The organism is Bacillus arachidis (assembly GCF_030285945.1).
Classification (GTDB): domain Bacteria; phylum Bacillota; class Bacilli; order Bacillales; family Bacillaceae_G; genus Bacillus_A; species Bacillus_A arachidis.
The window spans coordinates 1045291-1067644 of record NZ_CP127376.1; the positions used below are offsets into that span (position 1 = coordinate 1045291).

Annotated in this window: 24 protein-coding genes and 1 pseudogene; 19 read left to right on the forward strand and 6 right to left on the reverse strand. The window is 36.0% G+C overall.

Going from position 1 to position 22354, the window contains the following annotated elements:
* Positions 1–38 precede the first annotated feature (38 nt).
* The 9 genes from QRY57_RS06910 to glpD all read left to right on the forward strand — a co-directional run bounded on the left by QRY57_RS06910 (position 39) and on the right by glpD (position 10776).
* A complete protein-coding gene (locus QRY57_RS06910; protein WP_286017033.1) occupies positions 39–962 on the forward strand; it encodes an alpha/beta fold hydrolase in 924 nt (307 codons plus the stop codon).
* Positions 963–1185: 223 nt separating this feature from the next.
* On the forward strand, positions 1186–3573 hold the full coding sequence (locus QRY57_RS06915) for an immune inhibitor A domain-containing protein (protein ID WP_286017034.1): 2388 nt from the start codon (positions 1186–1188) through the stop codon (positions 3571–3573).
* 188 nt (positions 3574–3761) lie between these two features.
* Entirely contained in the window at positions 3762–4610 is an 849-nt protein-coding gene (locus QRY57_RS06920; protein WP_286017035.1) for a hypothetical protein, read from the forward strand.
* A gap of 14 nt (positions 4611–4624) precedes the next feature.
* Positions 4625–5386 (forward strand): hypothetical protein, encoded by a 762-nt coding sequence (locus QRY57_RS06925; protein ID WP_286017036.1) that lies wholly within the window; start codon positions 4625–4627, stop codon positions 5384–5386.
* Positions 5387–5483: 97 nt separating this feature from the next.
* Positions 5484–5684: a sporulation YhaL family protein gene (locus QRY57_RS06930; RefSeq protein WP_026590583.1), complete on the forward strand. Its 201-nt coding sequence runs from the start codon at positions 5484–5486 to the stop codon at positions 5682–5684.
* Between the two features lie 169 nt (positions 5685–5853).
* The gene (locus QRY57_RS06935) at positions 5854–6411 is read left to right on the forward strand and encodes a glycerol-3-phosphate responsive antiterminator (protein ID WP_286017037.1); all 558 of its coding nucleotides are present in this window, start codon (positions 5854–5856) and stop codon (positions 6409–6411) included.
* Positions 6412–6636: 225 nt separating this feature from the next.
* The gene (gene glpF / locus QRY57_RS06940) at positions 6637–7458 is read left to right on the forward strand and encodes a glycerol uptake facilitator protein GlpF (protein WP_286017038.1); all 822 of its coding nucleotides are present in this window, start codon (positions 6637–6639) and stop codon (positions 7456–7458) included.
* A gap of 13 nt (positions 7459–7471) precedes the next feature.
* Positions 7472–8962, forward strand: coding sequence for a glycerol kinase GlpK (gene glpK, locus QRY57_RS06945; protein ID WP_286017039.1), 1491 nt, complete (start codon positions 7472–7474; stop codon positions 8960–8962).
* Positions 8963–9093: 131 nt separating this feature from the next.
* Positions 9094–10776, forward strand: a complete 1683-nt coding sequence (gene glpD, locus QRY57_RS06950; protein WP_286017040.1) for an aerobic glycerol-3-phosphate dehydrogenase — start codon at positions 9094–9096, stop codon at positions 10774–10776.
* Between the two features lie 576 nt (positions 10777–11352).
* Here glpD and prsA read toward each other — a convergent pair.
* Positions 11353–12210 carry a peptidylprolyl isomerase PrsA gene (prsA, locus tag QRY57_RS06955; RefSeq protein ID WP_286017041.1) on the reverse strand — a complete coding sequence of 286 codons (858 nt, stop codon included), beginning with the start codon at positions 12208–12210 and terminating at the stop codon, positions 11353–11355.
* A gap of 322 nt (positions 12211–12532) precedes the next feature.
* Here prsA and QRY57_RS27095 point away from each other — a divergent pair.
* Positions 12533–12638, forward strand: a pseudogene (locus tag QRY57_RS27095) (YjcZ family sporulation protein).
* A gap of 31 nt (positions 12639–12669) precedes the next feature.
* On the opposite strand, the gene QRY57_RS06960 reads toward QRY57_RS27095, so the two are convergent.
* Positions 12670–12864: a hypothetical protein gene (locus QRY57_RS06960; protein ID WP_035414548.1), complete on the reverse strand. Its 195-nt coding sequence runs from the start codon at positions 12862–12864 to the stop codon at positions 12670–12672.
* Between the two features lie 119 nt (positions 12865–12983).
* On the opposite strand from QRY57_RS06960, the gene QRY57_RS06965 reads away from it, so the two are divergent.
* Positions 12984–13319: a DUF1878 family protein gene (locus tag QRY57_RS06965; RefSeq protein WP_026590577.1), complete on the forward strand. Its 336-nt coding sequence runs from the start codon at positions 12984–12986 to the stop codon at positions 13317–13319.
* Positions 13320–13325: 6 nt separating this feature from the next.
* On the opposite strand, the gene QRY57_RS06970 is transcribed toward QRY57_RS06965, so the two are convergent.
* Both QRY57_RS06970 and QRY57_RS06975 read right to left on the reverse strand, forming a co-directional pair.
* On the reverse strand, positions 13326–13883 hold the full coding sequence (locus QRY57_RS06970; RefSeq protein WP_026590576.1) for an HTH-type transcriptional regulator Hpr: 558 nt from the start codon (positions 13881–13883) through the stop codon (positions 13326–13328).
* Between the two features lie 300 nt (positions 13884–14183).
* The gene (locus QRY57_RS06975; RefSeq protein ID WP_286017042.1) at positions 14184–14546 is read right to left on the reverse strand and encodes a YtxH domain-containing protein; all 363 of its coding nucleotides are present in this window, start codon (positions 14544–14546) and stop codon (positions 14184–14186) included.
* Positions 14547–14625: 79 nt separating this feature from the next.
* Here QRY57_RS06975 and yhzF point away from each other — a divergent pair, with 79 nt between their 5' ends.
* On the forward strand, positions 14626–14817 hold the full coding sequence (gene yhzF / locus QRY57_RS06980; protein WP_026590574.1) for a membrane protein YhzF: 192 nt from the start codon (positions 14626–14628) through the stop codon (positions 14815–14817).
* Between the two features lie 26 nt (positions 14818–14843).
* On the opposite strand, the gene QRY57_RS06985 is transcribed toward yhzF, so the two are convergent.
* Complete coding sequence (locus QRY57_RS06985; protein ID WP_286017043.1) at positions 14844–15278, reverse strand: HIT family protein; 435 nt, start codon at positions 15276–15278, stop codon at positions 14844–14846.
* Positions 15279–15855: 577 nt separating this feature from the next.
* On the opposite strand from QRY57_RS06985, the gene ecsA reads away from it, so the two are divergent.
* From ecsA to QRY57_RS07020, 7 genes are all read left to right on the forward strand, one after another.
* The gene (gene ecsA, locus QRY57_RS06990) at positions 15856–16599 is read left to right on the forward strand and encodes an ABC transporter ATP-binding protein EcsA (RefSeq protein ID WP_026590572.1); all 744 of its coding nucleotides are present in this window, start codon (positions 15856–15858) and stop codon (positions 16597–16599) included.
* On the forward strand, positions 16592–17803 hold the full coding sequence (locus tag QRY57_RS06995; RefSeq protein ID WP_026590571.1) for an ABC transporter permease: 1212 nt from the start codon (positions 16592–16594) through the stop codon (positions 17801–17803). Before ecsA ends, QRY57_RS06995 begins: the two co-directional genes overlap by 8 nt.
* A 13-nt stretch (positions 17804–17816) precedes the next feature.
* Positions 17817–18536 carry an EcsC family protein gene (locus tag QRY57_RS07000; protein WP_286017044.1) on the forward strand — a complete coding sequence of 240 codons (720 nt, stop codon included), beginning with the start codon at positions 17817–17819 and terminating at the stop codon, positions 18534–18536.
* A 396-nt stretch (positions 18537–18932) separates the two neighbouring features.
* Positions 18933–19115, forward strand: a complete 183-nt coding sequence (locus QRY57_RS07005) for a hypothetical protein (protein ID WP_090691635.1) — start codon at positions 18933–18935, stop codon at positions 19113–19115.
* A gap of 88 nt (positions 19116–19203) precedes the next feature.
* Complete coding sequence (locus QRY57_RS07010; RefSeq protein WP_090691639.1) at positions 19204–19680, forward strand: PH domain-containing protein; 477 nt, start codon at positions 19204–19206, stop codon at positions 19678–19680.
* Positions 19673–21082: a PH domain-containing protein gene (locus QRY57_RS07015; protein ID WP_286017045.1), complete on the forward strand. Its 1410-nt coding sequence runs from the start codon at positions 19673–19675 to the stop codon at positions 21080–21082. The genes QRY57_RS07010 and QRY57_RS07015 overlap by 8 nt, the downstream gene beginning before the upstream one ends.
* 654 nt (positions 21083–21736) lie before the next feature.
* A complete protein-coding gene (locus tag QRY57_RS07020; protein ID WP_243765210.1) occupies positions 21737–21901 on the forward strand; it encodes a hypothetical protein in 165 nt (54 codons plus the stop codon).
* 57 nt (positions 21902–21958) lie between these two features.
* Here the strand turns inward: QRY57_RS07020 and QRY57_RS07025 are convergent, their stop codons facing one another.
* A complete protein-coding gene (locus tag QRY57_RS07025; protein ID WP_026590565.1) occupies positions 21959–22177 on the reverse strand; it encodes a hypothetical protein in 219 nt (72 codons plus the stop codon).
* Positions 22178–22354 lie beyond the last annotated feature (177 nt).

The following is a 22354-nucleotide window of genomic DNA, read 5'->3' on the forward strand; positions in this document are numbered from 1 at the left end:
GTACAAAATGTAAAAGCTTATTTTAAGTGTATTCGTTCATGATTCACAGCAATAGAAAGGAGACAGTCAACTTGAAACAATTAAAGTTCTATATAATTAGTGGTCTTGCACTTGTATTATTAGTGGTTTGTAACGTTGTGGAAAAGCCTACAGCGAAGGTACAGGAAGTAAAGGATACAATGGTAACAAAACTGAACACAGAAGAAAAGATGGCGGAGATTGATGGACAAACGATATATTTTAAACAAATTGGTGAAGGGAACCCGCCGCTGCTTATGCTTCATGGCTTTGGTGGTTCTTCTGATGGATTCGGTGATATTTATCCAGAATTAGCGAAAGATCATACGATCATTGCGGTTGATATTTTAGGATTTGGTCGTTCTTCTAAGCCGGTGGATTTTCAGTATTCATTTCCAGCACAAGCAAATTTATATTATAAGTTAATGAAAAAATTAGGCTACGATAAGTTCGCTGTTCTCGGTCATTCCATGGGAGGAGAGATTTCTCTTAATTTGACGTACTTATATCCTGAAGCGATTACGCACCTTATTTTAGCGGACTCGACAGGAATAGAATCCTTCCAGCAAAAAGAAGGTTTCCAAAAGCCGAATTTATCGGTTGATGTAAATACGGTATCTACCATTACGGATTATGATAAAAATGCGGTGAAAAATAGAAGAGATGATAAAGAGCATTATAGTGAATTGACGAAAATGAGAGAGCGCCGCATTGCGATGGATGCGAATGAAATCAAGGTGCCAACCTTAATTATTTGGGGCAGAAATGATAAAAGCGTTTCATGGAAAAATGGTGAAACCTATCATCAACTATTGAAAAATAGTACATTCCATATGATTGAAAAAGGGTATCATGCTCCGTTTCGTCAAGAGCCGGAAGAGTTTATGAAATATGTCCAAGCTTTTTTTGAAAAGCATGCTGTATCTACCAATAGAATTTTTTAATTATAAACCCGTTTCTTCTTTCTTAAGAAGATGATTCGAACGAAGGTTCTGTTATTTAGGGCAGAACCTTTTTATTTTGCTGTCTTATGTGTTTCATCCTGCATAAAAAAATATTTCTCAACATTTTATTTGTTGAAAAATATTGAATATTCGTCATAATACGAATATTATGTTGTTATTGGCAAAAAAAACAGATAATTTGCAAACATGGGGAGGAAGTACATTGAAAAAGAATGGGAAGAGAAAACCTTTATCAGTATTAGCAACAGCGGCAGTATTAAGTAGTACTTTTGCATTTGGGGGGCAATCTGCATATGCTGAAACGCCATCATCATCTCTACCAATCGATGAACATTTAATACCAGAGGAACGTTTAGCAGAAGCGTTAAAAGAACGAGGCGTCATTGATAAATCTGCATCACAAGCTGAGACATCAAAGGCTGTTGAAAAGTATGTTGAGAAAAAGAAAGGGGAAAACCCTGGGAAAGAGATTGTTCCTGGAGATAGTTTGACGCAAGAAGCATCTGATTTTATGAAAAAAGTAAAAGATGCAAAGATGCAAGAAAAGGAACAAGCAGATAAACCGGCTGAAGGAACAGTAGCTGGACAAGCATCTGGATTTACCCCTGGTAAGTTAAATGGAAAAGTTCCGACTGCACCAGCGAAGCAAGAAGGATATAACGGTGCTGTTCGAACAGATAAAGTGCTTGTTTTACTCGCGGAGTTTAGTGATTTTAAACATAATAATATTGATCAAGCGCCAGGATATATGTATTCTAAAGACTTTGATCGTGAGCATTATCAAAAAATGTTATTTGGTGATGAGCCATTTACGTTATTTGATGGATCGAAGATTAACACATTTAAACAATATTATGAAGAACAATCTGGTGGTAGCTACACAGTTGATGGAACTGTAACGGAATGGCTAACTGTTCCAGGGAAAGCTTCCGATTACGGTTCAGATGCTGGTACTGGTCATGATAATAAAGGACCTTTAGGACCACGTGACTTTGTGAAGGAAGCATTAAAAGCAGCAGTAGCAAAAGGAATTAACTTAGCTGATTTTGACCAATTTGATCAGTACGATCAAGATGGTGACGGAAATAAAAATGAGCCAGACGGCATTATTGATCATTTAATGGTTGTTCATGCGGGTGTAGGACAAGAAGCTGGCGGCGGTAAATTGAAAGATGATGCAATTTGGTCTCATCGTTCAAAACTTGGATCAAAACCATATGCAATTGATGGCACACAAGCTTCTGTTCCGAATTGGGGCGGAAAGATGGCTGCATACGATTATACAATCGAACCTGAAGATGGAGCGGTTGGTGTGTTTGCGCATGAGTACGGTCATGATTTAGGTTTACCAGATGAGTATGACACAAAGTATACAGGACAAGGTGAACCTGTTGAGTCATGGTCTATTATGAGTGGAGGCAGCTGGGCCGGAAAAATTGCAGGAACAGAGCCAACGAGTTTGTCACCACAAAATAAAGAGTTTTTCCAAAAGAATATGGGCGGAAACTGGGCGAATATTTTAGAAGTAGATTACGATAAACTTCGCAACGGCATTGGCGCTGCAACATATATCGATCAAAGTGTTACAAAGTCAAAACGACCAGGAATTGTTCGTGTTAACTTACCGGACAAAAATATTAAAAATATTGAAGCGGCATTTGGTAAGAAGTTTTATTACAGTACAAAAGGAAATGACATGCATACAACACTTGAGACACCAGTATTTGATTTAACAAATGCAGCGAATGCTAAGTTTGATTATAAGGCATTCTATGAGCTTGAAGCAAAGTATGATTTCCTTGACGTGTACGCTATTGCAGAAGATGGAACGAAGACACGTATTGATAGAATGGGAGAAAATGATGTAAAAGGCGGTATGGATACAACTGATGGTAAGTGGATTGATAAATCATACGATTTAAGCCAATTCAAAGGGAAAAAAGTAAAACTACAGTTTGAATATTTAACAGATATCGCAGTAGCTTATAAAGGATTTGCGTTAGATAATGCAGCGTTAACTGTAGATGGCAAAGTTGTTTTCTCTGATGATGCTGAAGGTCAACCAGCAATGACGTTAAAAGGATTTACTGTATCTGACGGATTTGAACAGAAAAAACATAATTACTATGTAGAGTGGAGAAATTACGCTGGTTCTGACATGGCGTTACAACACGCACGTGGTCCAGTATTTAATACAGGAATGGTTGTATGGTATGCAGATCAAAGCTTTACAGATAACTGGGTAGGCGTTCATCCAGGTGAAGGATTCCTAGGCGTAGTAGATTCTCATCCAGAGGCAATCGTAGGTACATTAAATGGACAACCGACTGTGAAGAGCAGTACGCGTTATCAAATTGCGGATGCTGCATTCTCATTTGATCAAACGCCAGCATGGAGAGTAGATTCACCAACTCGCGGAATCTTTGACTATAAAGGATTACCAGGCGTTGCGAAATTTGATGATTCTAAGCAGTACATCAACAGCATCATTCCAGATGCAGGACGTAAATTACCGAAACTAGGCTTAAAGTTTGAAGTAGTAGGACAAGCTGAAGACAAATCTGCAGGTGCAGTTTGGATTCATCGTTAAGAAGTGAAATGAGAAGCAGTACTCTTATAGGGTACTGCTTTTTCATTATTATAAAGAGAGTTAGTTTAATGAAATGAAAATCGAGATAAATATGTAAATTTTGTATAATTTTTGTAAGGGGTCTCTATTTTATATTAAGTATGTTGTTTTTGGTAAATGAATCATGAGTTCGTGGGGTTGGGAGAAAAATGATGCAAGAAGCGAAAAAAATGATGTCTATGCCAGAGTTAAGAGAAGTAGCAAAGCACTATCGGAAAAAATATTATGCAGATGTATTTATTTTATATGAAGAAACAGTAGAACTGTGGAGTGTATATGAAGAAAATGGTGAGAAGTACGTTCTGTTTGTATTTTTTAGAGGTTCAAAAGGGGGCTGGAAGGGAACGCTTGTGATAGACGAACATGGACAAGTTATTTCAAGGAAAGAAGCAGAGAGAATTGGAAGTATCGTTCTAAGTCATAAGTTTTATTTTGCTACGCCTACACCTGACCTTTACTTACAACCTCTCTGTATGAAATTGAAGCAGCATCTCGTTACATTGATCATTATGTTACAGGAAGAAGGAAAAAAGGATCCTGTCATTACGGAAATAGTAAAGAGTACTTTAAATATCATCATAGAATTTGATCAGTTTCTAGATTTTTTAGAGGCAAGAAAGGCATTTATATTTAAGCCGAATGAGCCAATTACCTCTGAGACTTATCATACCGCAAAAGAATTATTAAAATATTATGCTCATTCTTTGTTTAAGATGGAGAAATTGTATGTTTCAGCAAGAAAAGAGATAAAGGGCTATAAAAAGAAACTGAACAAAATGAATTTGAAAAACAAAAGGGGAGCGCTTAGCTGTATATCTAAATTTAATAGTGGTATTACATATGCAAAGTGGCGATATCACATGATGAAGTACAGAATGGAAATTCAATATTATAAAACATATAAAGATATTTTACAAAGAGATGAAATTGCTCAACATATTATAAAGGTAAGTGAAGAGCATTTTGATAAAATGCATAAAAAGATATTTCGAAACTAGTGTGAGGGATAAAGATGGGATCTATTGTTGGAATGTTATGGAAAGATGTAGAAGAGTACGATTCGCTTGCAGATGCTATAAATAGTGAAAAAATAGAAAAACTATTAAATGTAATACAGCAGTACGGGAATATCTTTATACCAAATCAAATTAAAACGGAGTTTACTGCGATAGATGTATGTAGCCCTTTCGAAATGCAAGTCGAACATCTTTTACAAGAAAAAGCTTTTGTTAAAGGATTTGGTACGTCGGAATGGATAAAAGTAGATGAAAGTGGCAAAGAAGTTTTTCGAATGTATCATAAACGAGACGCCATCTATTTTATAGCGGATGCTAGTTATGTCATGCAAGCTGAAAAGAATAATCTGGAATGCTTTTTTCAGATGTTTAAAGAAGTAGCGGTGCAATTAGATTTTCAAATTGGTGTTATAGGGTATAATGCGTTTTATCTTTTCAAGTTTTTTTGGAGGCGACAAATTCCGAAGTTAGAGCATTATATTTGGGCGCATAAAGATTCAAGCATAGGTGGAAGGTTGGAGACTCATTTTTACTATAACTATGAAGAAATATGCGGAAATCTATCTTTTAGGGTGAATAAAACAGATTCATATTATGAAGTTTTTTTATCAGATGATATAAATTCCCCTGTGAGTCATATGGTGGAGCAAGAATTTGTATATGAAGTACTTTATGATAAAAGCAGAGTACTAATCCCGTATACAGTAACAGGGAATTTAATGGATAAAAATTTAGAAAGAGTACTCAAGAGAAAATAAGTAAATAGATATAATGGGAATTATCTAGTCATAATCTTGTCTTTCCTCTCATACAGTGAAACTAACAAGGCTTGTCTTAGGAAAGGAAGGAAATCAATTGGAAACTTTACCATGGTGGGTTTATCTTGTTATTATCGGGATTGTCGTAAGTGGCTACATGGTTTTATATACTTCAAAAAAAGAGCAAGAGATGGATAATGAGTTTATTGAAAAAGAAGGAGAAGTATATATGAAGCGTTTAGAAGAAGAGCGCGAGAGACGTAATCAAGAGAGTGATAAGGATTCTGTGTTGCTGTAATGAGAGTAAGTGGTGAATAACGAGTCGGTTATTCACCTTTTTTTATGATATCGACTGCTCGACACGACGTGACAAGAAAGTAGGCTAAAAAATTCTTCTACTAGCTTTTATTTTTCCTTAATTTGTGTACTATAAAGAATAGGATGATGTAAAAAAGGGGACTTTTTGAATGGAATTTCATGAGCAAAAGATTTTGCCAGCTGTTCGGCAAATAAAAGATTTGGAAAAATTATTACATAGTTATTATGAGTATATTGTTATTTTAGACATTCATATCGGTCAATTGAAGAGTGTTGTGAAACTTGCGAAGCAGCATGGTAAAAAGGTGTTTTTACATGTCGATTTAATTCACGGGTTGCAAAGCGATGGCCATGCGACAGAGTTTTTATGCCAAGAGTATAAGCCATATGGACTATTGTCGACAAAGGCAAGTGTGATTATGAAGGCGAAGCAAAAGGGTGTTGTCGCGATTCAGCGTATCTTTTTAATTGATTCGAGTGCGATGGAGAAAAGTTGTAATCTGTTAGAGAAGACAAAACCAGATTATATTGAAGTGCTTCCAGGCGCTTTAACAGGTGTGATTGCCGAGATGAAAGAACGGACGGGCGTACCGATTTTAGCAGGCGGCTTTATTCGTACGGTTGATGATGTAGACAGAGCGTTAGCAGCTGGTGCAACAGCGATTACAACATCGAAAAAAGAACTATGGAAACATTTCCAAAAATAGTGTCGAAAATGTGAAAAAATTTGTTGACACCGCTTTCATTTACAGTTAACATTATAGACAAGTTAATAAACGTGACGGAGAAAAAAGAGATCCACATTTCATTGTTTCTATATTGTTATATAGAAGCGTGCCAGGTGTGGATCTTTTTCTTTGGGAAAAAATGAATATCCATTCATTTTACCTCTATCACATTGAAAGCGTTTAAATTGATTATGGGGGGATTTTATGTCAGCATATTTAGGGGAGCTAATAGGGACAGCGTTGTTAATCTTACTTGGTGGCGGCGTTTGTGCGGGTGTAAGTTTAAAGAAGTCATTTGCTAAGGATTCTGGATGGATTGTAATTACAATGGGCTGGGGTTTAGCGGTTGCTGTCGCAGCGTATGCAGTTGGATCAATTAGTGGGGCGCATTTAAACCCGGCAGTAACAATTGGACTTGCATTTAAGGGAGCGCTTCCATGGAGTGATGTGCCAGGTTATATCGCAGCGCAAATGATTGGGGCAATCATCGGTGCAATTATCGTATATTTACATTACTTACCTCATTGGAAAGAAACAGAAGACCCAGGTACAAAATTAGGTGTTTTTGCAACAGGACCAGCAATTCCTAACACATTTGCAAACCTTTTAAGTGAAATGATTGGAACATTCGTTTTAGTATTTGGTATATTAGCAATTGGAGCAAATAAATTTGCGGATGGTTTAAACCCATTTATCGTAGGTTTCTTAATTGTAAGTATCGGTTTATCATTAGGTGGAACAACAGGTTATGCAATTAACCCAGCTCGTGATTTAGGACCTCGTATTGCACACTTCTTCCTTCCGATCCCAGGAAAAGGCGGATCAAATTGGAAGTATGCATGGATTCCGGTTGTGGGACCAATCTTAGGTGGATCACTTGCAGGTTTATTCCATCAAGTTGTATTTGAAGGAAAACAAAATGCAGCACTTATTTATGTGATAATTGCAACTGTGATTGTACTAGCAATCTCTTATATGACAAGCAAAAAGAGCGAAAACAATACAAATAGTAGAAAAGTAGCATAAGGGGGAACCGAGTATGAAAAAATATATTCTTTCATTAGACCAAGGAACAACAAGTTCACGCGCAATTCTTTTTGATAAGGAAGGAAAAATTGTTCATTCAGCTCAAAAAGAGTTTACACAACATTTTCCAAAGCCAGGCTGGGTAGAACATAACGCGCACGAAATTTGGGGATCTATTTTAGCGGTTATTGCAACTTGCTTAAGTGAAGCAGATGTAAAACCAGAGCAAATCGCGGGCATTGGGATTACAAACCAACGTGAAACAACGGTTGTATGGGATAAAGAAACGGGTAAACCAGTTTATAATGCAATCGTATGGCAATCACGCCAAACAGCAGAAATTTGTGATGAGTTAAAAGAAAAAGGCTACAACGACATGGTTCGCGAAAAAACAGGTCTTTTAATTGATGCATATTTCTCTGGTACGAAAGTAAAATGGATTTTAGATAACGTTGAAGGTGCAAGAGAAAAAGCGGAGCGCGGTGAACTATTATTCGGAACAATTGATACATGGCTTGTATGGAAATTGTCTGGTGGTAAAGCGCACGTAACAGACTATTCAAACGCATCACGTACATTAATGTTTAATATTCATGACTTACAGTGGGATGATGAGCTTTTAGATATGTTAACAGTACCAAAGAGTATGCTTCCAGAAGTACGTCCATCATCTGAAGTATATGCTCATACAGTTGATTATCATTTCTTCGGTCAAAATGTACCGATTGCAGGTGTAGCTGGTGACCAACAAGCAGCATTATTTGGACAAGCTTGCTTCGGTGAAGGTATGGCGAAAAATACATACGGAACAGGTTGCTTCATGTTAATGAATACAGGTGAAACAGCAGTTGTATCTGAGCATGGCCTATTAACAACAATTGCATGGGGTTTAAATGGTAAAGTTGAATACGCATTAGAAGGAAGTATTTTCGTAGCAGGTTCAGCAATCCAGTGGTTACGTGACGGCATGCGTATGTTTAAAGATGCAAGTGAGAGCGAAGCATATGCATCTCGTGTTGAATCAACAGATGGCGTTTACGTTGTTCCGGCATTCGTAGGACTTGGAACACCGTACTGGGATAGTGAAGTACGCGGAGCTGTATTTGGTGTAACGCGCGGAACAACGAAAGAGCACTTTATCCGTGCAACGCTAGAATCATTAGCATACCAAACGAAAGATGTATTATGTGCAATGGAAGCTGATTCAGGTATTGAGCTGAAAACATTACGCGTTGATGGGGGAGCAGTTAAGAATAACTTCTTAATGCAGTTCCAAAGTGATATGTTAAACGTTCCTGTAGAGCGTCCAGTAATCAATGAAACAACAGCTTTAGGTGCGGCATATTTAGCTGGTCTTGCGGTTGGATATTGGGAAAGCCAAGAAGAAATTAAAACGCAGTGGCATATGGATAAGAGCTTTACACCAGCAATGGAAGCGGAAACAAGTGAAGAGCTATATGCTGGCTGGAAAAAAGCAATTGAAGCAACAAAAGCTTTCAAATAATCATAAGCAGTGTTATAATGATGATAAGTTAATAATTCGGTAGGAGATTTGGAGAGACCACAACACGCTATAGATTGATTTCTATAGCGGAGTTTGTGGTCTCTTTTTTCGTATAATAGGGAGGAATTACCATGAAATTTTCAAGTAAACAACGTAAAGACGTATTAAACGGAGTAAATAAACAAGAGTTAGATGTGATCGTAATTGGTGGAGGGATTACTGGTTCTGGTATTGCATTAGATGGAGCAACACGTGGTTTATCAACAATTGTATTCGAAATGCAAGACTTTGCAGCAGGTACATCAAGTCGTTCAACGAAACTTGTACACGGTGGTTTACGTTATTTGAAACAACTTGAAGTGAAAATGGTAGCAGAGGTTGGGAAAGAGCGTGCGATCGTATATGAGAACGGTCCCCATGTAACAACACCAGAGTGGATGTTACTACCGTTCCATAAAGGCGGCACATTCGGTTCATTTAGTACATCAATCGGTCTTCGTGTATATGACTTCCTAGCAGGAGTAAAACGAAGCGAACGTAGAAAAATGTTTAGCCGCGAAGAAACAATGAAGAAAGAACCGCTTGTAAAACAAGAAGGATTAAAGGGCGGCGGCTACTACGTAGAATATCGTACAGATGATGCACGTTTAACAATTGAAGTAATGAAAGAAGCAATCAAGCGCGGTGCAAAAGCAGTTAACTATGCAAAAGTAGATGGATTCTTATATAAAGATGGAAAAGTATGTGGTGTACGCGTTATCGACTTATTAGATGGCGAAGTATATGAAGTGTACGGTAAGAAAATTGTAAACGCAGCTGGTCCTTGGGTAGATACATTACGTGAAAAAGATAATTCGAAAAAAGGAAAAGTACTGCAATTATCTAAGGGTGTTCACTTAGTTATCGATCAAAAACGTTTCCCGCTAGAGCAGGCGATCTATTTTGATACACCAGACAAACGTATGGTGTTCGCAATTCCGCGCGGCGGGAAAACATATGTAGGTACAACTGATACATTCTATGATAAAGACGCAGCAGTACCACAAATGACAACAGAAGATCGCACATATATCATTAATGCAATTAACTATATGTTCCCAAGCGTGAAAATTACAGAAAAAGATATTGAATCAAGCTGGGCTGGTGTTCGTCCTTTAATTTATGAAGAAGGTAAGAGCGCATCTGAAATTTCTCGTAAAGATGAAATTTGGACTTCTGAATCTGGTTTAATTACAATCGCTGGTGGTAAGTTAACAGGATACCGAAAAATGGCAGAGATGGTAGTAGACTATGTAACGTCTCTATTACAAAAAGAAGGCCACGGTTCTTATCCGAAGAGCGAAACAAAGCATATGCCGATCTCTGGTGGGCATGTAGGTGGCTCTAGTGGGTTACCGGCATTTATTACGAAAAAGGCTGGGGAAGGAACAAAATATGGTTTAACAACGCAGCAAGCAGAAGAATTCGCGAAATTCTATGGTTCTAACGTTGATGTTCTCTTTAGCTTAGCAAAAGGATTGAAAGCAGATGCAAAAGAATATAACATGCCGTTAGACGTGCTTGTACCGCTTGTATACGCAATGGACTATGAAATGACAGCAAAACCTGTTGACTTCTTCGTACGCCGCAGAGGAGCTGTATTCTTCAATATTCACTGGGTATATGAGTGGAAAGAAGCAGTAATTGCATATATGGCAGCAAAATTAGGCTGGAGTAAAGAAGAACAAATGAAATACACAGCTGAATTAGAGAAAGCATTAACGGACGCTGTCGTGCCTGTAGATCAGCAAGAGCAAGCGGCAGCGTTAGCGTAAGTGTTTATTATACGTATATATAGAAAGAAAAAGAGTTGTTCGATGGAACAACTCTTTTTCTCTTACATCATTTACATTTTCCAAATATAAATGATTAGTATACTCGTATTGACGATAAGAGCAAATAGTATAAACCGTTAAGATTTAAATTCATTCCTTGCAAAATAAAAAAAATCTAATTGAATAAATTCTTATTTCAGCTTCCTCTAATGACAATAGGAAAGTCTTTCTAAGGCACTTTTTTTAGTTAGGCAAAATGATAGGTAAGGTTCATTTGATATGAAGAAATAGAAGCATGAATGATTCGGAGAACGTAGGAAGAGAAGGGAGAAGGTGAGTTAACGCTTCAACACAATTGCTTTATTCCTGAAAAAACATTAGTAAGGTTTGAAAAATAAAAAATAATATTTTTTATGCTTTTTCATGTTTTTTTGTTATAATAGCATACGGGTTAAGGGAAGATTTTTTTATCTTCTCTTGTGTTTTTATCTGCATCTAGCTATTTGCTAGATGCTTTTTTAGTTCCATTCCATAAAAAGAGCTGTCAGGTTTCCCTGACAGCTTTTTTTTATTACGTTATTTTTTTTCTTTTTCTTCTTTTTCAGCTTTTGGCGTTTCGAAAGTATCTTTTAAATCTTTATCTTGGACTTTCACATCAGCCTTTTTAAGTTCGTCTTCTTGAAGTTTCATCATGAATTCGCCATCTTGCATCTTTTTCGCAACAAGTTGTTTTTTGATGTCAGCTTTTGAATCTTCAAATGATTTCTCTTGTTTTTTAATGTCTGTTACTTTAATGATGTGGTAACCGTGCTCTGTTTTAACAGGCTCACTTATCTCATCTTTTTTCAATTTATATGCAGCATCTTCGAATGGTTTTACCATTTGACCAGGTCCGAAATAGCCAAGGTCTCCACCTTTTTCTTTTGATCCTGGGTCTTCAGAGTATTGTTTTGCTAACTCTTCAAAAGATTTACCTTGATTAAGTTCTTCTTTTACTTTTTTCGCAGTTGCTTCATCTTTTACAAGAATGTGGCTTGCCTTAATTTCAGGTTTGTAATTTTCTTTTAATTCTTTTTCAGTAATTGTGCTTTCAATTGCTTTTGTCATTGCTAATTCAGCACGAACGCTCTCTTTGAATGATTTCTCTGTAAAGCCTTGTTGTTTTAGAGCAGCGTCAAATTGATCGCCAAGTTGCTTTTTGTATTCGTCGTATTTTTTGTCGACTTCTTTATCATCGACTTTATGGTTTTTAACAAGTACTTGTTCTAGTACCATACCACGTAACATTTGTTTACCAACTCTGTCTTTCATTTTGTTATAAAATTCTTCTTTTGAAATGTCACCAGCTTTAGAGGTAACGACTTTATCAGATGATCCACATGCTGATAAGGCAATCAAACTTGTTGCTGCTAAGGCAAGCATAGCTTTCTTCATTCAATAAACACTCCTACTATTATGTATTTTTAATTCATCCCGCACAAATGAACGCTTGCCTCATGTGAGGTTATGTTTGTTCATAAGAGCCCGATTAAGTCTCATCAGTTTTTGCTTTCTTATAGAGTGAAAAGTCTGCTTAACAGGGCTTACCGAGGCTAAGGATGAAATTTAGCTGAAAGTCAATTTATTCTATAGTATAAGCAATATGTACAAAATTTAATATATCATATTTCGACGTCTTTTCCTATTGATAAAGAAAAATTCTCCATTTGTTTATCGTGATTGTCAGATTATGTAGAGGGTACCATATTGGGCGAATGTGCATATAAAGGAAGGGGAGGGGTGGGCGAATGAATGCATCACTTATTATTTTATTGCTTGTACTGTTTATTTTATTAGTTATTATAGGTATAATTTGCTTATAGAGGAAAAAAGTGAGGAAGGGGCTTTCCTTCCTCACTTTCCATGAAATATAATTTCTATATAACTAGAAATTAATAGAATCGTAATACATACATTAATCACCCGAAAAGCGTTCGTTTGACGGTTTTCGGATAGTTGTTTTCGCACGCACAGTGTATGCGTCAGGAAATTCGTGTAGAATAGAACAATAAGTGCGAATGTGACAAAAACAATTTCTATAAGAGTCACGAGGAGATACCTCCTTTTGGCCAAAATACATATACTTTTATATATTGTATCATACGATATTTTGTTCGTGTTATAAAATTCAGAAATAGAAGACATTGGGTTAGAAAGTGAGGGTGAAAATGGACGTTGTAAAGCGACTAGAGCAAGCTGAATATTATGTAGAATTACTTTTTCAAATGATCGATGAAGATAAGTGTCCATTTTATTCTTTAATTATAAAGAAAAAAGCACGTAAAAAGGATATTGAACGTATACTAAATCTTTGTGAACAATTGAACGAACAATACATAGCAGAGAAACAAGAAGGTTTACTTTTGTTTGATGCTCTTTTGGAGCAATTTGAAAAAGCGCTTCCACATCAGCTCGAAGTAAACGAGACTGCGGAAGCGCTACATAGACAAGGCTTATTTCAGCCAATTATGCAAGAATTTTTAAGTATGAAAGCGAAAAAATAACCGGTATTATTTTTTAACTAATTTTTGATCGTGTTCTGTAAAGTTTTCCTCAATATTTTCTAATGATTTCTCAAAAATATCGATAAAATCTTGTCCGTAAATATTTCTTAAAATCGCGATCAATTCGATATTTTCTGGGAACTTACCATAAAAATTGCGAAGAGCAAGAGCTCCGTTAAAGACAGAATTGTTTTCAGGGTCATACTCCTCCATTAATTGCAGCAGCAATTTTTCCCCTTTTTCTGTAATTTCAATATACGTATTTCGCTTATCATCCTCTTTTTTTGAGAATACAAGATAGCCACGCTCTTCAAGCTTTTTAGAGAAGTTAAATGCGGTTGATACGTGCATCACACCAAACTTTGCAATCTCAGAAATAGAAGCCCCTTTTAAATGATAGGCAATAGATAAAATATGGTGCTCGTTAATGTTTAAATCATACGGTTTGATCCACTGTTGCCAATCTTTCTCTACACATTTCCATAATGCCTTCGATAATTGAGCAATGCGTTGGCTAAAAATCATTGCTTCTTTGACCGAATACTCTTTTTCTCCACTTTTCATATACTCACCCACTTTTACATTCTTATTCATTAGTATCTATTATGCCAGTAAAATAAAAATTAATAAAGTCTTTTTGTGAGAATTGTGAAAATTTTTCGGAAAAATTATAATTTTGTACAAATCATGCATAACTGTGGAAGCGTTTTAGATGTCACAACTATAAGTGTTATCTTCACGTAGTAGAGGATAACATATATTGTAAATGCATAAAAACACGACATATCTATGTGATATGTCGTGTTAGGAGAAATATTTATAAAAAATATTTGTTATATGCAAAAACTAAGAATGGAACATCATTTATGCTTTTTCTGGAACTGTTTTTTGTAGTTTTTCAATTGATTTTTGAATGTCTAAAATCTCTCGTTCAATATGACGTTTGTTTTGAGAAATATCTTGTTTCCATGTGGAAAGCGTGTCCTGCATATCAACTTTCAATTCTTGAAAAACTTCTTTACCTTCTGAAGCTGTTTCAACAATTTGACGTTTTAATAATTTTGTATCAGCTGCAATATCTGAAAACGTCTTTTTTACATCATTTCCTTTTTCCTTTAGTTTGTTGCGCATAACTTTACCTGAAGAAGGAGTGGAAAAAAGAACGGCTAGTCCAGCGACAGCTCCGCCGCAAATTAAGCCTGTTACAAAGGATTTAGCTTTTGACATAAAAGGAAACCTCCTTATTTTTTGTTCATATTCATGATGTACAAAACGGTGCATATGCTTAAGACAAGGGGGGAGAAAAGTGAAACTCGTGACAACTATTTGTTTTATCGTAAGTCTTTTCTTTCTTGTACGTGCTATGCATTTACTGTTATTTATAAAACAAAAAAGATCGTATCCTCCAGCATTTTGGGTTAAGAAACAAGCCAAGCAGTATATCTCTTTTGGAGGAGTAGGCTTGTTATGTACAATCTTGTTTTATATGCTACTATAGTCCATTTTATAAAGCGTGTTCTATCCTTATTTTACACTATTTGCAATGGTACTTGCGATGTTTTGTAAATTTTCTGCCGTATATTCATTTTGGTGTGATTTCCAAACAGCGCCAAAACCATCGTTTTCACCGTAGCGTGGAATTAAATGAAGGTGGAAGTGGAATACAGTTTGTCCAGCTTTTTCACCGTTGTTATTTAGAAGGTTAAAGCCGACTGGGTTAAATTCAGATTTAATCGCATTTGTGATTTTTGGAACGACAGAAAAAATATGTGATGCAATTTCTGGCGTTAAGGCAAAAATGTCTTGTTTATGTACCTTTGGAATGACAAGTGTATGACCTTTTGTCACTTGGCTAATATCTAAAAATGCAAGCACATGTTCATCTTCATATACTTTTGAGCAAGGGATTTGTCCCTCAATAATTTTACAAAAAATACAATTGTCCGCTGTGTGATTCATTGTCCTCATCCTTTCAAGTAGGTCTTAGCCGTATTTTACCATACTTACATAGGAGAACAAATACGAAAAACAGGAAGCTGACTCAGCTTCCTGTTTTCTGAAGAGGGATTGAAAAAGCATTTCATAATAATCTACCGTTCGCAGACACCTCATTTATTTAGGAAATATGTGACAATTCGGCTCGTATTCTGCCTTAGACACCCCATTTACAATGAAATGATAATCCTTTATAAAATGAACTTGTTTATTTTATAAAACAGTATATACTCTCCTCGAGACACCCCGTTTCTAAAATTAAACAAATTATCTGGTTTCGTGTAAATTTTCTTTGTCCATTATGGACACCCCATTTCATGATGATTTCGCTAGGCTGTATTCATCAATTTGGTGGTTGCTTTTTCAATGTGTTCCTTCTTCACTAATTATGATGTCCCGTTTTGCAAGAGATATGTAAAGAAATTAAATTTTTTTTGAAGAAATTTAGGTACTATGTAGTATCCTTTGTTTTTTGATAAGATGAAGGTATACGTTCTGATGAAATACAAGCAAATGAATATAATGAAGAAAGTGGTGTCATATGGGACAGTTATTACGTGTAGAAAACGTCACAGGAGGATATACGAAGCGGCCGGTGCTGCAAGATGTTTCATTTTCTGTTAATAAAGGCGAGCTTGTTGGCTTAATCGGTTTAAACGGAGCTGGAAAAAGTACGACGATTAAACATATTATCGGTTTAATGGAACCGAAAAAAGGTAGCGTTACAATTAATGGAAAAACAATTCGAGAAGATATGACAGCGTATCGATCTAGTTTTTCATTTATTCCTGAAACACCTGTATTATATGATGAATTAACATTAGAAGAACATTTAAAGTTAACAGCAATGGCATATGGAGTAGAGGAGAAGCAATATGAAGAACGCGTAGGGCAACTATTAAAAGAATTTCGAATGACGAATCGTTTAAAATGGTTTCCGGCTCATTTTTCAAAAGGGATGAAGCAGAAAGTAATGATTATGAGTGCTTTTCTTGTTGAACCGTCCCTTTATATTGTCGATGAACCTTTCGTTGGACTCGATCCATTAGCGATTCAATCGCTACTTCAAATGATGGACAAGATGAAAAAGAGTGGTGCTGGTATTTTAATGAGTACCCATATTTTAGCGACTGCGGAGCGCTATTGTGATTCCTTTATCATTTTACATCAAGGTGAAGTGCGAGCGAAAGGAACATTATCTGAGTTGCAATCGCAATTTAATATGCCGGGTGCAACGCTAGATGATATTTATATTGCATTAACAAAGGAAGAAGATTATGAATAGCAAAGCATTGTGGAAAGAACGGTTCAAGTATTTCTTAAAAGAAGTTCGTACATATAGTAAGTATGTTTTTAATGATCATTTAAAATTTATTTTCGTATTTATCATTGGTGCCGGTGCATATTATTATCAACAATGGTTGCAGACACTAACACCTTCATTTCCGACCGCACTGGTAATGGCAGTATTACTAGGGCTTGTGTTAACGGCAGGATCCATTCAAACGTTATTAAAAGAAGCCGATCTTGTGTATTTGCTTCCAGTTGAAGAGAAATTAAAACCATACTTTACAAAAGCGTTTCTCTTTACGTTTATGATTCAGCTATATGTGATAGCAATTGCAGCAGCAGCGCTTGCTCCGCTATATCTTCAGCAGATGAAGCAAACAGGAGAGGCTTACATATGGATTGTGGCCGCACTTATTTTCGTTAAAGCATGGAATTTATTTGTAGCGTGGGAAAAATCATTTTTAACAGATCCAAGTATGCAGCGTGCGGATTGGTTCATTCGCTTTATATGTAACGGATTATTTGTGTACTTTCTTGTAGAACGTACGCCTGTAATTTATATAGGAGTGATTCTCTTTGTAATGGTTGTATACCTCGCATTCATGTATCAAACAGTAAAGGGAAAACCGTTAAACTGGGAATACTTAATTGCAGAAGAAGACAAGAAAATGATGCGCCTGTACCGCATTGCCAATATGTTTGTCGATGTACCAGCATTAAAAGAGCGAGTATCACGCCGAAAATGGCTTGATTTTGTGCTTTCAATGATTGGGGAAAACCGTACATATTTATATTTGTATACACGTACATTTTTAAGATCTGGCAACTACTTTGGTCTTTATATGCGCTTACTTACTATTGGCGGTGTGATTCTTTACTTTATACCGTTTTTATATGGACGTTTCATTGTAAGCATCGTATTTCTATATTTAATTGGTTATCAATTATTAAGCCTTTGGAAACACCATCGTTTAAAACTTTGGCTTGATTTATATCCAGTGAACGCTGAAGAAAAGAAAAAGGATTTTCTGAAACTGTTAAATGCGATTTTATGTATAGGCAGTGTTGTATTTACCATCATTTTTGCGGTCGCAACAAAAGATATGATCATGACTTGTATTGTATTTGCCGTTAGCATAGCTTTTAGTATTGGTTTTGTATATCAATACGGTGCAAAACGTATCGAACGCTTAAACTGAAAGGAATGAAATTATGACTGAATATGAAGAGAAGGTCATAAAAAAATTGCAGCAGTGGAAACTTACAATCATGAAAGATTCTTCTATAATGAATCGTTTTTCAAAAAAGGTACAAACGAAAATGCAACAGCTAATTCCGGAAAAAGTGCAAAATGTATTAACAGAAACGATTAAAAAGATGGTCCAAGGTATTAGTGCAGGATCGAATTTTATAAAACCGAAGTTAAAAGAAACAGATTGGTCGCTTGAAAGAAGAGATGCAGAGGTTTTAAAGAAGATGGATGAGTATAAAAAGGTTGCGGCCGCAGAAGGTGCCGGAACAGGAGCAGGTGGTTTTCTTTTAGGGCTTGCAGATTTTCCGCTTTTACTCAGCATTAAAATTAAGTTTTTATTCGATGCAGCGACAATGTATGGATTCGATACGAGTAAAGAAGAAGAGCGCCTCTTTATCCTACACGTCTTTCAGCTTGCTTTTTCCAGTGATAATCATCGCAAGGAAATATGGAAAGCAATCGAAACGTGGGACACAGAGAAAGAAAATCATATGGACTGGGAGAAATTTCAGCAAGAGTATCGAGATTATATCGATTTAGCGAAGATGCTACAACTTGTACCGATTATTGGTGCCCCGGTCGGTGCCTATGCAAACTATCAATTGTTGCAACGGCTTGGTGAGGTGACGATGAATTGCTATCGCCTTCGTTTCCTTCAGCAGAAGGGAATATCGATTTGATATGTCGCTTTGAAATGAAGTCATGGAGTTTCAGCCCCTTTGGTTATCTTACCAAAGGGGGTTTTTGTGTCTAAGAGAAGAATAGTTGAAATAGGAATGTGGATGAGACTGTAGTAAAAAAGGTATTACCTCAATCGTTCGAGCTGAACGTAGTCGTTATGAATACTCCCCAACTTAACTTCGTTTGAAGTAGGGGTACTCTTTCGGTAAAATCTGATAGAAAAACGATTGGGGGAAGGGGATGGTGTTATGAGTGATAGTATGAATATTTTTATCGGTTTAACTGATTACGATCAGAGCCCGTTTTCGCCCTATGTCATGTGAAAACAGTGCAGGCCCTATTTTATTTTCTTTGAATGTTGAGAATCAATGAATCGATAGAGAGGAGAGGGGAATATGAAATTTCGAAAAGACTGGTGGCTAGGTTTCCTCGGGTTTATTGGAGTGTATAAAATCCCGAACGTAATAAATGCATTTCAAGGTGAACAGGACTGGACGGCATTGATTAGCCTGATTTGGTTCATTTGGTTCGGTTATTTCATTCCGGAGAAGAAAGATGATGAAAAGAAAGAATTGTAATAAAAATGATTCTCTTTCTATGTAATTTTCTGTAAAATAGTAAGATGAAAGAATTCATATATTAGATTACTAAATTTGGAGTGATTCGATGCAGCCACTGGAAAATGAAATTCATCCTGATATGGTCAAAGTTTGGAAAGCTCGTGTTGTAATGGAGCTGGGCATAAGTGTGTTAGTTATCCTTGCTTATCTCTTTTTCATGATTAAGTTTAATTGGTGGGCTTGGCTGTTTTATGTCCTAATTGGACTAACGGTTGTGTATACACCGCTTGATTATTTTGTCTTTCCAAAAATACGGCAGCGTTATTACAGCTACCGCTTAAATGAAGAAGAATTAGAAATTCAGCACGGCATGTTTACAGTTAAACGTGTATTAGTTCCAATGATACGTGTGCAACACGTTACAATTGAGCAAGGTCCAATTATGAGAAAATATGATCTAGCAGAATTACAAATTTCAACTGCCGCTACTTCTCATAGTATTCCAGGTTTAAAGATGAGAGAAGCAGAACAATTAAAACGACAAATTGGAGAACTTGCGAAGGTGAGTGATGAGGATGTATAAGAGGCAGCATCCAATCACGATGTTACTTGAATTAAAGATAACAGACTTTATACCATTCATTATTTTTCTGTTTAGTTTAAAAGGGAAATTTCCATTTTGGTATTTAGTACCGATAGGTTTCTTAGTGATTTCAGTTATCTCTATTATTGTTGAGTGGTACTATAAAGTATATTGGGTTGAAAATAATGTACTGCACATTAAACAAGGGTTATTTGTGAAGAAAGAAAGTTACTTGAATAAAGAGCGCGTCCAAACAATTAATACAAGTTCAAGTATGTTATATCAAGTATTAGGTTTAACAAAGCTGAAAATTGAAACAGCTGGCGGTGGTAATGAGCCTGAGGTCAGTTTAGCAGGTATTACGATGGATGAAGCAAAATCATTAATTACAATGTTAAATGAACAGGCAGGAGAAGCTGTAGAAATACAAGAGGACTCTTCACAAATTCGTGTGGAAGAGGAGAATAAGACGGAATATAAGTTGACTTGGAAAGAGATCTTATTAGCGTCGGTTACATCCGGTCAATTTGGTTTGTTGTTCTCTCTCTTATTCTTTGTTTATTCGCAAGTAGATGAGTATATCCCGAAATGGATGAAAGACAAAGCAGAAGCATATGTGATGGATCATGATGTGTATGGCTGGATTTATCTAGTTGCGATGTTACTTGTTGTTTCTTGGATCGTATCTACAATTGGCTACGCCTTAAAGCATGCGAACTTTACCGTGCACCGAAAAAATGATGAAATTCGCATTTCACAAGGGCTTCTTGAGAGAAAAGAACTTGTGTTAAAGTTACACCGCATTCAAGGAATCACGATAAAAGAAGGGATATTCCGTCAACCATTTGGCTACTGTTCTATTCATGTAGAAGTCATTCAAAATAATGAAAAAGGTGAGGAGAACGTTATACTTCATCCAGTTATTCGGAAAGACCGCGTCGCAGAATTGCTTGCTCATTTGCAGTTGCCATATGAACTAAATCCTACTATTACAGCCTTGCCAAAAACGGCACTGCGTCGCTATTTATTAGACAGTTTTATTTTCTTTTGTATATTAGCAGTTCCGGTTACAGGCGCAAGTATATATTTTGAAAAATACTTTATTATTTGGATACTGTTACCTCTGTTTGTATTACTGATGTCACTTGGTTATGCGACATTCCGTGCAGGTGGTTACAGGGTAGAAGAGGAACAGTTAACAATGGTGTATCGTAATATTGCTAAATATACGGGACTCGTGAGAAGAAGACATGTACAATCAATCGAGAAAACACAGTCTTATTTTCAGCGTGGAGCCCATTTATGTTCGCAAACTTTCTCTAGTGCATCCACAAATTATAAATTAGAGCATATGTGTTTGGAAGATGCAGAGCGTATGGTGGATTGGTATAAGGATAAATAGCATCTATATAACAGTAGCGCAGTTCAATTGATTTGAACTGTGCTATTTGTATTTGTAAGAGTAGGATCTTGATAGGAAATGAATAGAATAGACGATATTTTTTTATGTTTTGAGGTATCAGATGAACTTACTTCTTTTTCCTCACGAGCTCCCCAATAGCTGGCCAAAAAGGTAGAGAGTAAGTAGCAAGATAAAAGCTTCATAATGTTAAAAAATGACCTGTTTCAGGTTTGTTATGCCACTTTGAAATTAATTTGTACAAGATTTTATATTAAAAAAAGAAACGCTCAAGCCCTCCAGAATTTGTGTCCAATCACTCTTTTTATATAATTCATACATTAATGTGAGAGGGGGGGGAATCCTATCGTAACGTTACTACAATTAATTAGACCGTCCGCATTTAGAGCTATAAAAGCATTTAATCAGAATATACCTACAGCACAATTTAAACAGATTACGTATGAAACGAAACAATTCGATTTAAAAAATGAGTATAATATATCCGACTCAACCTTTGTTCCTGCAAGAAAGGGAGTATATGCTATTACTGCAGGTGCAGCATTTCTTGCTACTTATCCTTTTGATATTTCTCGTACTATAACAATGTTAATACGTGTAAATGATATCGATATTGTTAGAGAAGATCACTATTTTGTGCCAAAATTAGTTGGGCGACCTCATGCCGTAAGAGTAAGTACGATTCTACAATTAAATAAAAGGGATAAAGTTCAAGTATGGACAATGATTAGCGGAGGAAATATGACTATTTTGAATAACGAAGGAACACGTTTTGAAGTAGCTAGATTTTCATCGCCATAAAATTGCATCAGTATAATCAAAAAAAGAGCTTTTTGGAAAGCTCTTTTTTTCATCTAATTATTCAATTCGAAGTGCTAAAATATCCCCACAATCTAAAACAAGTATAGTTCCTGGTTCTGTTTCATTATCTACAAAAGTTGCACAAAAATTGTCCGCATTGAAATTAACAAAAATAACATCTTCGAGTGTATTTCCACTTAAATAAATATCTACTTCTGTACCCAATGGTAAAGTTACTAACTGTTCACATACGCATTTATCATGATTATTAGCCATTTAAAAGCACCTCCTTTTAGAAATATTTTATGTTTAAATGCAAGAATTGCTTGTTTAATAGTCTATATTTCAAAGAAATGGTGGTTTAGTCTCGTATACAAAAAAGAAAATAGGAAAAAACAGTTTACCCTATAATTTAAATGTGGAGAGATAACAGTTTCGTTTAGGTATGGGATG